The organism is Bradyrhizobium sp. CCBAU 11430 (genome assembly GCF_028128855.1).
GTDB classification, from domain to species: domain Bacteria; phylum Pseudomonadota; class Alphaproteobacteria; order Rhizobiales; family Xanthobacteraceae; genus Bradyrhizobium; species Bradyrhizobium ottawaense.
Map to the genome: position 1 here is coordinate 160082 of NZ_LBJV01000007.1, position 13676 is coordinate 173757.

Annotated in this window: 12 protein-coding genes; 8 read left to right on the top strand and 4 right to left on the bottom strand. The window is 64.4% G+C overall.

What is annotated here, in order from left to right:
- Positions 1 to 687: 687 nt before the first annotated feature.
- The 4 genes from XI04_RS05540 (at position 688) to XI04_RS05555 (ending at position 7652) form a co-directional block, all read left to right on the top strand.
- Positions 688 to 2613 carry a TonB-dependent receptor gene (locus tag XI04_RS05540; protein WP_271611374.1) on the top strand — a complete coding sequence of 642 codons (1926 nt, stop codon included), beginning with the start codon at positions 688 to 690 and terminating at the stop codon, positions 2611 to 2613.
- A gap of 200 nt (positions 2614 to 2813) precedes the next feature.
- Positions 2814 to 3893 (top strand): HoxN/HupN/NixA family nickel/cobalt transporter, encoded by a 1080-nt coding sequence (locus tag XI04_RS05545; RefSeq protein WP_271608124.1) that lies wholly within the window; start codon positions 2814 to 2816, stop codon positions 3891 to 3893.
- Positions 3874 to 6186 (top strand): TonB-dependent receptor, encoded by a 2313-nt coding sequence (locus tag XI04_RS05550; protein WP_271608123.1) that lies wholly within the window; start codon positions 3874 to 3876, stop codon positions 6184 to 6186. The genes XI04_RS05545 and XI04_RS05550 overlap by 20 nt, the downstream gene beginning before the upstream one ends.
- Before the next feature lie 146 nt (positions 6187 to 6332).
- Positions 6333 to 7652, top strand: coding sequence for a DUF3422 domain-containing protein (locus tag XI04_RS05555; RefSeq protein ID WP_028142542.1), 1320 nt, complete (start codon positions 6333 to 6335; stop codon positions 7650 to 7652).
- Between the two features lie 832 nt (positions 7653 to 8484).
- Here XI04_RS05555 and XI04_RS05560 read toward each other — a convergent pair.
- The 3 genes from XI04_RS05560 to XI04_RS05570 form a co-directional block, all read right to left on the bottom strand.
- Positions 8485 to 9564 (bottom strand): YeeE/YedE family protein, encoded by a 1080-nt coding sequence (locus XI04_RS05560; RefSeq protein ID WP_271595148.1) that lies wholly within the window; start codon positions 9562 to 9564, stop codon positions 8485 to 8487.
- 74 nt (positions 9565 to 9638) lie between these two features.
- Positions 9639 to 9989: an ArsR/SmtB family transcription factor gene (locus tag XI04_RS05565; protein ID WP_018316042.1), complete on the bottom strand. Its 351-nt coding sequence runs from the start codon at positions 9987 to 9989 to the stop codon at positions 9639 to 9641.
- Positions 9990 to 10024: 35 nt separating this feature from the next.
- Complete coding sequence (locus XI04_RS05570) at positions 10025 to 10396, bottom strand: thioredoxin (protein ID WP_038970466.1); 372 nt, start codon at positions 10394 to 10396, stop codon at positions 10025 to 10027.
- A gap of 103 nt (positions 10397 to 10499) precedes the next feature.
- Here XI04_RS05570 and XI04_RS05575 point away from each other — a divergent pair, with 103 nt between their 5' ends.
- Entirely contained in the window at positions 10500 to 11231 is a 732-nt protein-coding gene (locus XI04_RS05575; RefSeq protein WP_271608122.1) for a cytochrome c biogenesis CcdA family protein, read from the top strand.
- Positions 11232 to 11233: 2 nt separating this feature from the next.
- Here XI04_RS05575 and XI04_RS05580 read toward each other — a convergent pair whose 3' ends face one another.
- Positions 11234 to 11938, bottom strand: a complete 705-nt coding sequence (locus XI04_RS05580) for a hypothetical protein (RefSeq protein WP_049801701.1) — start codon at positions 11936 to 11938, stop codon at positions 11234 to 11236.
- A 47-nt stretch (positions 11939 to 11985) separates the two neighbouring features.
- On the opposite strand from XI04_RS05580, the gene XI04_RS05585 reads away from it, so the two are divergent.
- The 3 genes from XI04_RS05585 (at position 11986) to soxY (ending at position 13659) form a co-directional block, all read left to right on the top strand.
- Positions 11986 to 12603, top strand: a complete 618-nt coding sequence (locus tag XI04_RS05585; protein WP_095426604.1) for a SoxW family protein — start codon at positions 11986 to 11988, stop codon at positions 12601 to 12603.
- 129 nt (positions 12604 to 12732) lie between these two features.
- Positions 12733 to 13188: a sulfur oxidation c-type cytochrome SoxX gene (soxX, locus tag XI04_RS05590; RefSeq protein ID WP_028143562.1), complete on the top strand. Its 456-nt coding sequence runs from the start codon at positions 12733 to 12735 to the stop codon at positions 13186 to 13188.
- Between the two features lie 18 nt (positions 13189 to 13206).
- Positions 13207 to 13659, top strand: coding sequence for a thiosulfate oxidation carrier protein SoxY (gene soxY / locus XI04_RS05595; RefSeq protein WP_028143563.1), 453 nt, complete (start codon positions 13207 to 13209; stop codon positions 13657 to 13659).
- Positions 13660 to 13676 lie beyond the last annotated feature (17 nt).

The window sequence follows — 13676 nt, forward strand, 5'->3', positions numbered from 1 at the left end:
GCGGCATCTTGACCGCACCGATCTGGAATCATCCAAAGCGTATTTGAATCGTTCCAGACATTCTCCTCCCAGTTGGCGATGATCGAGGCATTCTAAGCCGCAGCGCACGCATTTGCGTTGCCGTCACGATGGCGTCTTCTTAAAGAAGCGATGCAGATCGCTGACATTCGGATGTTGCCGCCAAGACGAAGGCAGCAAACGCGCGTGCGCGTCTGCAGAGCAACTGATTGACGGGCCATGCTTGCCGGCCGAGCTCGGATACGAAGAGCTGCTCTTCGATCCATGGTCGTTGCTGGCCAAACGCGGAAGCCGCTTCACGGCGGGCTGCGCGCTATTGATGAAGGACTTTCTGGAATGCGACGTGCGGGTGGGGATAAGACGGTAGCTCGCTTTGGTGCGGCGCTGCTGGGTGGTGTGGCGTGGCTGACGTGGTTCGAATCGCCTGCTCAATCCCAAACGCCTCAGGGCGGCAGCTCCCTTCCGCCCGTGACCGTCGAAGCTCCGACGCAACAGTCGGTTCGCCGTGCGCCAACCAGGCGAAACGACGCGCGGGTCCGATCGACCTCACGGCGCGCCCCGCAAGCCCCGACGGTCGCAGTGCAATCGCAACCGGCTGTCGTCCCGCCATTTGCCGGCGGGCAGGTCGCTCAAGGCGCGCGACTGGGGATGCTCGGAAATACCAACACCATGAAGTCACCCTTCAGCGTGACGAGCTACACGGACAAGTTCATTCGGGATCAACAGGCGGCAACGGGTGCGGATGCCCTGATCCTCGATCCCTCCGTGCGAAGTTCCCACCCGACGGGCGGTATCGTCGACTCCTTCAACATACGCGGCTTCCCGATCAACGAAGGCAATAACGGTGAGTTCGCCTTCGAGGGCCTTTACGGAATCGCGCCGACATATCGGATCTTCACGGACTACGTCGAGCGCATCGAAGTGCTCAGGGGTCCCTCGGCCGCGCTCTCGGGCATGGCGCCCAATGGCGGTGTTGGCGGCGTCATCAATGTCGTGCCCAAGCGCGCGGAAGAGGATTTGACCCGCTTGACCGCGAGCTACGGCTCGACCGCACGTTTCGGCGGTCACTGGGATGTTGCGAGGCGCTATGGCGATGGCAAGAAATGGGGCGTACGCGCCAGCGGAAGCGTCCGCGGCGGCGACACGCCCATCGACCGCCAGTCCGAGACGACAGGTGTCGGATCGCTGGCGCTCGACTATCAGGGCGAACGGTTCAGGTCCTGGCTCTATCTCATCGCCCAGACCGATCGGTTCGACGCGCCGTCACGTCCCTTTCTGATGGCTCCCGGCCTGCAGGTGCCGAAGGCGCCGGACGGCAAGCTGAACGTGACCCAGCCCTGGGAATGGTCGCGCATCAACGACCAGTCTGCCTTGCTGCGGACGGAGTACGATCTCACCGAGCAGGTCACGCTGTTCGCGGATGTCGGCGGCTCCAAGACCAACGTCGAGCGGTTCTTCGGTCTTCCGACCATTGTCAACACGAGCGGCAATACGACCTCGACGCCCCAGTACTTCGGCCTCAGCATCGATCGAACTACATATGATGGCGGTGTTCGCGCCCGCTTCGATACCGGCTTCGTCCACCATGCCGTCGCCTTCCAGGCCTCGGTCTATCACGACGCGCTGCACCGGCGGCTCACCAATGGCAGTCTGGTCACCTCGAACATCTACAGCCCGACCGTCGCGCCGACGCAGTTCGCGAACGAGATCAGCGACCGCCCTCGGCTCTCGGACAGCGAGCTTACCGGGCTTTCGATTGCCGACACCTTGTCCGTGCTCGATGAGCGCGTCCTGTTGACTTTGGGCGTCCGCCGCCAGGGCATCGAGGCGAACAACTATTCCTCCAATGTCGGGACACCGACGTCGTCCTATGACAAGAGCGCGGTCACCCCGGTGGTCGGCCTGGTCGTCCGTCCCCAGGACAACGTCTCCCTCTACGCGAACTATGTCGAAGGTCTCGCGCGGGGCGACATTGCCCCTCAGGGTACGTCCAATTTCGGTGAAGTGCTGCAGCCCTACATCGCCAAGCAGTACGAGGCCGGTATCAAGGTGGAGTTTGGCCGGATCGCGACCACCTTCAGCGCGTTCGAGATATCGAAGGCGAGCGGCGAGTCGTCTGCTGGGCGCTTCGCGGCGACGGGCGAGCAACGTGTCCGCGGGCTCGAATTCAACGTCTACGGCGAACTCTTGCCGGATGTTCGTGTCCTCGGAGGTGTCTCGCTGCTGGACGGCACCCTGACGAAGACCGCCGTCGCGGCCAATGTGGGCAACACGCCGATCGGCGTTCCGAACATACAGGCCAATATCGGCGCGGAGTGGGACCTCCCGTGGATGAGGGGGCTTACCGTGAATGGAGCAGTGATCTACACGGGCAGGCAGTTCGTCGACGCCGCGAACAAGCAGCCGATTCCCGAGTGGACGCGGCTCGACCTCGGCGCTCGCTACACCACCGCGATCAACGGCAAGAAGACGGTTTTCCGCGCAAACATCCAGAACGTGACCGGTGAGAGTTACTGGTCCAGCGTGGCTTCGTTCGGAACATTCTTCCTGGGAGCACCACGCACATATCTCCTGTCGATGACCGTGGATATGTGACCGCGCACGCGCTTGCGTGAAACGCAGCCCAGCATTCCGCTCCGGCGCTGTGATGCGCCGGACTAAAAAAATCTCCATGGAATCAACGAGGTGACTTCCATCTCGAGGGCCCTTTCGGCCGCCGGGCCGAAAAGTGGCGCGGCTCTTGCTCTTGCCAGTATGAGGGTTCTTGATAAACGTCATACTGCGGGATCAGGTGGATGGAGCGAGCGGTGAGGCGGACTTTGCGGGCGGTCGAGCCCGGAACGGTGGTGCTGTTCGGAGGGCTGATCGCCGCCAACATCGCCGCATGGGCCTGGGCCTTCGCGCTGTTCGGCGACCGGCCGACGGTGCTGGCGACCGCGCTGCTGGCCTGGGTGTTCGGCCTGCGCCACGCTGTCGATGCCGACCACATCGCCGCCATCGACAACGTCGTGCGCAAGCTGATGCAGACGGGTGGTGCGCCACGCAGCGTCGGCCTCTATTTTGCGCTCGGCCATTCCACCGTCGTCGTGGTGGCTACCATATTGCTTGCGCTCGGCGTGGTGAGCCTGGGCGGCGACAGCCTGCTCAAGGAGATCGGCGGCCTCATCGGCACGTCGGTGTCGGCCCTGTTCCTGCTGGTGATCGCGGCCATCAATCTCGTCATCTTCGTCGGCCTGTGGCGGACGTTTCGCGCTGCCCGGGAGCAGGGCGTCCACGACGCCGAAGGGCTCGAGAGGCTGCTCGCCAATCGCGGCTTCCTCGCGCGACTGCTCGAACCGCTGTTCCGCCTGGTCACAAAACCCTGGCACATGTACCCACTCGGCTTCCTGTTCGGGCTCGGCTTCGACACGGCGACCGAGATCGGCCTGCTCAGCATCTCCGCAACCGAAGCCGCGCGCGGCGCGTCGGTTGCCGACGTGCTGGTTTTCCCTGCACTGTTCGCGTCGGGCATGGCGCTGGTCGACACCGCCGATTCCGCGCTGATGGTGAGCGCCTATCGATGGGCCTTCGTCGATCCCTTGCGAAAGCTCTGGTACAACCTCACGATCACCGGTGCCTCGGTGGCGGTCGCGCTGTTCATCGGCGGTACCGAGGCGCTCGGGCTGATCGCCGACCGGCTCGATCTGTCCGGAGGGATGTGGGCGCTGGTCGACGGCCTCAACGAGTCGCTCGCCAATGTCGGCTTTGCCGTGATCGCGCTGTTCGCGGTCGCCTGGCTCGTCTCGGTCGTGCTCTATCGCCGCGTCTTTGCGGACGGCCGGAACCGGGCCGCGACGAAAGCTCTGGCATGCGCCGATGCGACCGAAGTGGCGTGAGCCCTGTCGTGGCGGCGGCGCGCTGACGGCACTCTCGGCCCTGGTTCTGCTCGCGGATGACGGCCGCGCTTTCGCGCAGAGCGAGAGCACCTCACGCGAGCTGCCGCCAATCCAAATCGGCGGCGGCGAGGCGGCGGAGCGCAAGAAGCCGGTCGCATCGCGCCGGGCCGGCAAGCCGTCCCCAGCGGATCACCGCATCCCCGTGTATCCGGCAGCGGCGCAAGCGTCGGATATGCGCAGCGTCGCCTCGGGTGCAAAGGGTCAGCTTGGCATGGCCAGCGAGATCTCCGTCTCGGGCGAGGAGATCAATGCACGCCCTTTCGCGCGGCCGGGCGAAGCGCTCGAAGCCGTGCCGGGTCTCATCGTGACGCAGCATTCCGGCGAGGGCAAAGCCAACCAGTATTTCCTGCGCGGCTATAATCTCGACCACGGTACCGACCTTGCCATCACCGTTGACGGCGTCCCCGTGAACATGCGCACCCACGCGCACGGCCAGGGCTATGCCGATCTCAACTGGCTGATTCCGGAGGCTATCGCAGCAGTGGACGTGCGCAAGGGTCCGTACTTCGCCGACGAAGGCGATTTCGCATCAGTCGGCAGCGTCCATATCGATCTGATCGACCGCACCAGGGGGATAGCGCAGGTGACCGCCGGCAGCTTCGGCTATCGCCGTCTGCTCGGCATGGACTCCGCGAAGGTCGGTGACGGCTCCTTGCTCGTGGCCGGGGAGATCGGGACCTACAACGGCCCGTGGGACAACCCGGACAATGTGCGAAAGCTCAACGGTCTCGTGCGCTACAGTCAGGGCACCGCGACCGACGGCGTCTCCGTCACCGGCATGGCTTACGCCAACAAATGGAATTCGACGGACCAGGTCCCGCAGCGCGCGATCGCATCCGGCTTTCTCGATCGCTTCGGCGCGGAAGATCCAAGCGACGGCGGCAACACCAACCGCTTCGCGCTCTCGAGCCGCATCGCGCAGAGCGACGATCTCGGCTCCTGGAAAGCCAACGCTTACGTCGTGAAGAGCCAGCTCGACCTCTTCAACAATTTCACCTACTACCTCAGCGATCCCGTGCTCGGCGACCAGTTCCACCAGCACGACGATCGCCTGATGGCGGGCGCCAACATCTCGCGCACGCTGAACGGCGCGTTGGCGGGCTTGCCGATGCAGACCACCTTTGGCCTGCAGTCGCGCTATGATGCGATTGATCTCGCGCTCACCAACACCTTCCAGCGAGGCTTCCTTGCCAGCGTTCGCAGCGACAAGGTCGGCGAGGGCAGCGTCGGCGTCTATGCCGAAAACACGGTGCGCTGGACTGACTGGCTCAGGACGACGGTGGGCTGGCGCGGCGACTATTATGCCGCCGACGTCACGTCGCGGTTCAATGCCAACAATTCCGGCCGTACCGACGCCGCGCTCGGCAGCCCGAAATTCAGGATGGTGCTCGGTCCGTTCAACCAGACCGAATTCTTCTTCGGCGCCGGCTACGGCATGCACTCCAACGACGCCCGCGGCGCGACCACGACGGAGGATCCTAGCGACCCTGCGACGAGGCTGACGCCATCGCCGCTCCTGGTGCGCACCAAGGGTGCAGAGGTCGGCGTGCGCAGCAGGATCGTTCCCGGCCTCGACACCTCGCTCAGCCTCTTCATCCTGGATCAGGATTCCGAGATCCTGTTCTCCGGCGATGCCGGGGATACGTCGGCGACCCGCGCCAGCCGCCGCTACGGCTTTGAATGGACCAACCACTACCGGCCCAGATCCTGGATCGACATCGACGCCGATCTCGCAATGACCCATGCACGCTTCCGCGGTTATGACAGCGAGCAGGCGGACGTCTATGCCTCGCTCGCCGGCTATCCCAAGGCGCAGATCGGCAATGCGCCCGGCAACTACATTCCGAACTCGCCCGCGATGGTGGCTTCAGTCGGCGTCACGCTGGGCGAGAGGACCGGCTGGTTCGGGACCTTGCGCTGGCGGTATCTGGCGTCGAGCCCACTGACGGAGGACAACGCGTTCCGTTCCTCTGCGACCAGCATTTTCAACGGCCGCCTCGGCTATCGTATCGACAATGGCTGGCGCCTTCAGCTCGACGTGTTGAACCTCCTCAACACGAGGGCGAACCAGATCAGTTATGCCTATGGCTCGCTGCTCAAGACCGATACGCTCTACAACCTCTGCGCATCGGGCACTGCGCCAACTTCAGTCTGTCAGAACGGAGTGATGGACTACGTGCTGCACCCCGTGGAGCCGTTGACGTTCCGTCTTACCATCGCCGGGACGTTCTAGGTCTGGTCAGGTCGTGGGCGGCGAAAGTCTCCGCGGCGAAAAAATGGCCTCGCAACGCGCGATGCGTTGCAGGCGAGGTGTGTTGTGGTAGTGAACGGCCAGGTTGGCGGCACATCGCGGCCTGACAGCGCACCAGGGGACCGTCGATGAACCGTGACCTCGATCTCGCCGACTTCGAACTTCATCCGCAGCGCGGTGCGGTGCTGGCCGAGGTGCATGCGCGCCCATTCACCCGGTTGACGGCGCCGGTCACGGTGCTGCGCTTTGCCTTTCTCGGCCAAGGCGAGGTCGCTGCAGCGGACCGGCAGAGCTTCGTGGCATTTTGTATGTCGCACGGGCAGGCGCCGCCGGACGCCGGAACCAAGCATCACCAGGTGACGATCGGTGATACCCAGCTGCGCTGGGAGCAACACTCGGAATTCAGCACCTTCACCTGGATCCTGAGCAGCCCTCAGACGGCCGCGCGCCGGTTCGGCGAGATCGGTGAAGAGCCGGCCGCGTTGATCCGGTCTCTGCGGCAATCGGGCCAATTGCTGGTCGCCGTCAAGCTCGAGGTCGAGCAGATTTCGGCGGCGCTGGAGCGTGCGCAGCAGCTGTTCGAGAGAGGCAGTCTCGCCATCGCCGCGGTCCGCAGCGGTCCCGCCGTCGTTGCATCCGACTTTCGCACCGATGATCAGGGCTTCGTCCGCATCCTCGTTTGCAACGACGGCCTCTCGCCCGGCCGGCTCGGTGCCCTCGTGCAGCGTGTGCTGGAGATCGAGACCTATCGCACGCTGGCGCTGCTCGGTCTGCCCGCCGCGCTCGAGCTTGCGCCCTCTGTCGACCATATCGGCCGACGGCTCGTCGAAGTGCTCGAGGAGATGCAGGGCGCCGAGGATCTCAAGCTCAACAATCATCTCCTGACGGAACTGACGGCATTGGCGGCTTCGCTCGAAAGGGGAGCTGCCGGCAGCTCGTTTCGGTTCGGCGCCAGCCGCGCCTACAACGACATCGTGCAGGCCCGCCTCGCCGTGATCGAAGGCGGCGAGATCGCGGGCTATCCGACCTGGTCCTCCTTCCTCGCCCGCCGCATGGCACCTGCGATGCGCACCTGCGCGACGATGGAGGACCGGCAGGCGGATCTGTCGATCAAGCTCGCGCGCGCGGCTGATCTGTTGCGCACGCGCGTCGATGTCGAGCTCGAGGAGCAGAATCGCGATCTGCTGCGCTCGATGGATGAGCGCACCCGGTTGCAATTGAGGCTGCAGAGCACGGTCGAAGGCTTGTCGGTGGCGGCCATTGGCTATTACGTTGTCAGCCTGTTCGGCTACCTCGCCAAGGGCGCCCACGACGGTGGCCTGCATGTCGAGCCTTCGCTGGCAACCGCGATCTTCGTGCCGGTTGCCGTGGCCGTGGTCTGGATCGTCACCCGCAATATCCGCAGGCGGCACTTGAAGCACGACGAAATGTCGGGCGCTCACGACTGAGGGCGCAAACGAGGCTCTTGCGCTTCGTCGATAAGCGGTTGAAGCGAGGTCGACTGGGAGACGTGGATGAGCCGATCCGACCGAACCGTGCCTGTGTCGCGCTCTGTCAATCCACGCGTGCAAAAATATTCCACTTTACCGAAATTCGGTTTCGGCGTATGTGTTGCGCATCCCGGCTCACCAAGAGGGGCGATCATGTGTCGTCACGCATCGCGAGCCGGGCTTGCGGTGGACGCGGCAGCGTCGGCACGAGAGGCGCGGGCAGGGCGGGTAGTCCCTGTGAGCCCGAGGCTTCGTGCGACGAGCGGCGCTGCTAGGCTTCGTCTCGTCTGTAAGTTTCCGGCTTCGTCGGCAGGGCTGGAAAAACTGCGGCGAAATGGCGGGCCGTGCGTACGGGAAAACCGTGTGGTCCTGGCCGTCGTTGCTACGGTCAAGTCCTGCGAAGGTGCGAGCGCGCCCAACCGGGCAGACTGCATCATCCAATTCGTGGGGCGAGGGAGGCCAGAAGGAAAGTTCGGCTTCCGGGAGATCACGGCATAAGCCGTCCGACCATCGCGCAGGGAAGGCCGAGTGATCGGCACCACCTGTATGCTGCTGTGCGGTTCTTTCTGCGTGCGCTTTTCGCGCAGCGGACCGCGGGTGCGAGCCAGCACCCGGCCTTCCCTGCGCCCTCTTGGATTGGAGGGTCGCGAGACGAAGCAAAGCTCGGGCGAATTGCGCCGCGAGAATGCGAAGGTGTGTCTGCCGTCATGCTTGAAGGGGCAACCGGGCTGCAGGAGGATACGAGGCCGGCAGTTCGACGGCGATTTGACGCCGATCCGCGTTTTTCGATTTAGGTCGAGACCCCGAACAGTCTGCGCACCGCCGGCAGCCACTCGCCGGTCATCGTGAACTCGAGCCCAAGGCGCGCGCCGCAGGCGATGGCCAACATCGTGACGGGGGCCGAAACCGCGAGCGTCGACAGCGCGCTCAGGCCCTGACCGATGGTGCAGCCCATCGACATGATGCCGCCGATGCCCATCAGCAGCGCGCCGATCATGTGACGCTTCAACTCGCGTGCGTCGTCGCACGCTTCCCAGCGGAAGCCGCGCGCGAGCATCGCGGCGGCAAACGAGCCTGCGACGACGCCGGCAACCGAGCCGATGCCGAAATTGAGCCGCGCGCCGGAGAAGGTGGCGACGTAAAGGATGGCATCACCAAGCGGCGCCACGAAGCTGAGCGAGGAGACCCGCGCGGGATCGAACTCGTCGTCGGCAAGCCATCCGGTGGCAAACCAGCCGAACGCGATTGCTGCGCCGACGGCAAGGCCGGAGGCGAGCAGCCGCGGCGACCGGATCAGCCTGCCATCCGCAAGGGCCCAGAAGGCCAGCGCGGCGGAAATCGCCACGACGAGGATCGCGCGCATCGCGCTGCCTGCGCCGAGCAGCGACGTCAAGGTCTGGGTGCTTCCCTCGGGCAGCCGCAACGACAACGGCTCGATCAGCATCAGCCGCAGCATGCCGGTGATGCCGCGCATGGTCGCGAGCGCCGACAGGCCGAGCACGAGAAAGACCACGATGGCCCTTAGATCGCCGCCGCCGACGCGCACCAGCGTGCCGAAGCCACAGGTGCCGACCAGCGCCATGCCGACGCCGAACATCAGACCGCCGATGATCGCACCGCCAAGACCGATCGACGCCGTGAGGTAGATTGACCGCGACAGATCGACAATGCCGAACGCGGCGAGCGCCTGGGTCGCGAGCAGGGCGACTGCCGCGGCCAGCGCGAAGGATTTCAGCCGACGAAAATCCGATCCGAAGAATGCGTCCTCGAGCATCGCCAGCGTACAGAAACGACCCGCTCGGCCGGCAACGCCGAGCACGGCGCCGGCGGCAAGCCCGCATGCAAACGCTATGGTCGAAGGGCTCAGCATTCCTCCCGCTTCGTTTTTGGTTCTGCCTTGCGGGTAGTCTGCGCCGGTGGGGCGCGAAAATCCAGCGCGGAGAACTACCGGCGGCGCCGGCGTACCGGCTCGCAGAACACGTCGTAAACGGCGGTGAGAATCTTGCGAACGTCCTCGCTGGCGAGACTGTAGTAGATCGTCTTGCCGTCGCGGCGGGTCGTCACCAGCCGATCGAGCCGCAACCGCGCGAGCTGCTGGGAGACGGTCGATTGGCGTTCGCCCAGGAACTGCTCGAGCTCGGTCACGGACTTCTCGCCCTCGGCGAGGATGCAGAGCAGCAGCAATCGGGACTCGTGCGACAGCGCCTTGAGCATGTCGCTGGCCTCGCGCGCCTTCTCGATCATCTGCTCGAGTTCGGCGGAGCCCTCGATATCCTTCAGCTTTGGCAACGGCATCGCGTCAAGTTCCTCTCAGAAAATCCGCAAGGTGGTCACGACCTCCCGGGTTCCGATCCCGTGTTTGACAGGATTCGGTCCAACAGGCCGAAGAAGAAGGCATCGCCGGGATAGCCGCGAATGCGCCCGATCTCACGGCCCTCTTGTACCACGACGAAGGTCGGCGTGAAGGGACCCGGATCGATTCCGGCGAGATCGGCGGGAAGGGGCCTGTTCAGGTCGACCCGTCGCAGCGGTGCGGCCCGGCCTTCGTCGGTCTTGCCGTAGATCGGGGCGATCTCGGCGTTGAAGCGCGCGCACCAGACGCAGCCAGCGCGCTCGAGCATGACGAGCTCGGCGGCGCGCGAGGCCATCGCGGGCAGCGCGAGCCCGACGGCCAGGGCGAGCAAAACGACGATTCTGTTCATGCTGCGTAACCGGCCCTTTGCGGACTTGCTTGGCAGACTTGCTTGCAAACGTCCCTGGGGCTTATATCATTAAATTCGTATATGTGCTAGGGATGGGGCGGAAATGACCTTGGACGTCACGCTTGGTGCGGCCTTCGTCGCGGGCCTGTTGTCGTTCCTGTCGCCCTGCATCCTGCCCCTGGTGCCGCCTTTCCTGTGCTACATGGCCGGCGTCTCGGTCACGGATCTATCCGGCGACAGGCCGGATCTGCGGCCACGGATCCTGCTCTCCGCGCTGGCCTTCGTGGCGGGCTTTTCGCTGGTGTTCGTCGCGCTCGGCTCGACCGCCTCGATCGCGGGACGCTTCATTTCCGCGCATCTGTCGACGCTCGGCATCGTCGCCGGCGGGCTGATCATCATCATGGGCTTGCATTTTCTGGGGCTGCTCAGGATTCCGCTGCTCTATCGCAGCGCGACCGTGCAGGTCGACAACCGCCCGGCCGGCGTGGCGGGGGCCTTCGTCATGGGCCTGGCCTTTGCGTTTGGCTGGACGCCCTGTGCCGGCCCCATCCTCGCCGCCGTGCTGCTGATGGCTGGATCGGAGGACACGACCGGGCGGGGCGCACTGCTGCTGCTCGCCTATTCGGTCGGGACCGGCATTCCCTTCCTGATCGCGGCGGCCTTCACCGGCCGCTTCATTGCCGCGCTCGGTCGTGTGCGCCGGCATCTCGGCCTGATCGAGAAGACGATGGGCGTATTCCTGGTGGCGACGGGTCTGATGTTCCTGACCGGCTTGATGCCCGCGGTCTCGCAATGGCTGCTCGAGTATTTCCCTGCATTGACCAGCATCGGCTGAGGCTAGCCGTAACGGAAGTCGAGCAACTGGGCAAAGGACTGCAACTCGATGAGGTAACGATGCACGAGGGGGCCGTCGCCCGCCATCGCGGCATGAGCGATCTCGCCGCTGCTGGCGATTGCGCCGTCGATCAGGCGGCGGAATTCACCTTGGGCCGCGATCTCGCTGTTTGCCCATTCGTTACAGCGTTGAAGCCGATCGCGGAACGCGCTTGCAGTGGCAACGGTCTCCTCGGCGTTTGCGGGCGCCGGCCGTTCGCCATACCCGATGGCTGCGACACGCAAGGCTTCCATGGCGGGCGCGATCTCGAAGATGCAATCGCCGATATCGTAGAGGCCTGCGCGACGCCTGAGCGCGTGAGAAGCCTGCCGGAGCGCAAGCAGCTCGCGGCCGGCGGCGACATCGTCTCCGCGGTCCAGTGCAGCCGTCGCCGTCGCCAGCCGTTCGCGACCTCCGTCGAAAAATCTCGACAACTCGGACGGTCCGTCAGCGGGCAGGGAAGCGAGCCGCTTCCACCCGGCGACCGCCTCGTCGGTCTCGATCTGTGCCAGCGCGATATTTCCGGTGCGCGCATAGCTCGCAGCGGTGCGCAGATTGGCCATGATCGGCGCCATCGCCGATGCGACATCCGCAAGTCTATCGGCTTCCGCACCGAGCGCGAGCGCGCTCGAGGCCAGCCATGCCAGCAGCACGATGGTGCAGCGCAAGATCGGATCTCCTTGTCACATTCGTGTATTCGAATATCATAATGAAAATGAGCAGCGCGCAAGATCTTCCGATACACGAAACCCCGACGTCGCTTCGCACGCCGACGCGACGCGGCGTCCTCGCATTCGCAGCAGGCGTGGCCTTGGCCGGCCGCGGCGCGGCGGCGGCCGAGCCCGCCGTCGGAGAAGACGGGCTCTATCACGAGCCCTGGTTCCTGCAGAGCTTCCTCGATCTGCGCGAGGACCTGGATAGCGCTGCGGCCGGCGGCAAGCGCCTTGCCATCATGTGGGAGCTGCGCGGCTGCCCCTATTGCCGCGAGACGCATCTGGTGAACTTCGCCGATGCCGGCATCGCCAGCTATATCCGCGACAATTTCGAGGTGTTGCAGCTCAATCTGATCGGCTCGCGCAAGGTGACGGACTTCGATCGCCAGGAATTGACAGAGAAAGAGCTCGCCCAGAAATACGGGATCCGGTTCACGCCGACCTTTCAGTTTTTTCCGCCATCCGCCGATGGCCTCGAAGCAAAGGACGCGATGGCGCGCGAGGTGGCGCGGGCACCCGGCTATCTCAAGCCGCCGCACTTCCTGGCGATGTTTCGTTTCGTGCGGGAGCGCGCTTACGAGCGCGGCTCGTTCCGGGAGTTTCTGGCCGCGAACGGCTGACCATGAGCGCCTTTCGAATTCCGCTTGACGTCAGCGTTTATATGAACATATCATAATAACTGAATTTGATGAATTGTGAGTCCGTCGTAACCAAGAGCGGGGTCACCCCGCGATCCGAGGGTAGGGAACATGCGGCGCTCGCTTGCTGCTGCGTTTGCACTTTGTCTGTCGGCCGGAAGCGCTCTGGCGCAAGAGCCGAACAAGGAGCCGATCAGGCTCGAAATCGTCAACGACTCCGTGCCGAAATCCCTGACCGGCGCGCCAGGAAATGCCGCCGCCGGCAAGAAGGTGTTTCTGACCCGCACGCTCGGCAATTGCCTGGCCTGCCATCAGGTCACCAGTCTGAAGTCCGAGGAATTCCACGGCGAGTTCGGTCCGTCGCTCGACGATGTCGCCGGCCGCTACACCGAGGCGCAATTGCGCCTCATCGTCGCCGACCCCAAGCGCATCTTCATCAACACCGTCATGCCGGCGTTCTTCAGGAACGACGGCCTCAGCCGGGTGCGCCCGGAATTCGTAGGCAAATCCATTTTGACGGCCGCGCAGGTCGAGGACGTCATCGCTTTTCTCAAGACGCTGAACTGACAGCGAGGAGGATCAGGAATGAAAGCCATCAATCGACGGCAGGCATTTGCGCTCGGGGGCGGCTTCGTCATGCTGACGCTGATGCCCATGGCAGCCGATGCCGAAGTGACGGGCGATGCGGCGAAATGGATCGAGACGTTCACCGGCGGCAAGCAGCCTGCCAAGGGAAAGATCGCGCTCGACCTGCCGGAGATCGCGGAGAACGGCAACACCGTGCCGCTGTCGATCAACATCGAGAGCCCGATGACGGCGGACGCCTATGTGAAAGACGTTCTGATCATCGCGGACGGCAACCCCAATGCGGGCGTGGCGACGTTGTCGTTCACAGCGCTGTCGGGCAAGGCGGAAGCCTCGATCCGGATCCGGCTCGCGACCACGCAGAACGTGATTGCGGTCGCGAAGATGAGTGACGGTTCGCTGTTCATGGAGCAGAAGACCGTCAAGGTCACTATCGGCGGCTGCGGCGGCTAAGGGCGTCAGGAGAGGAA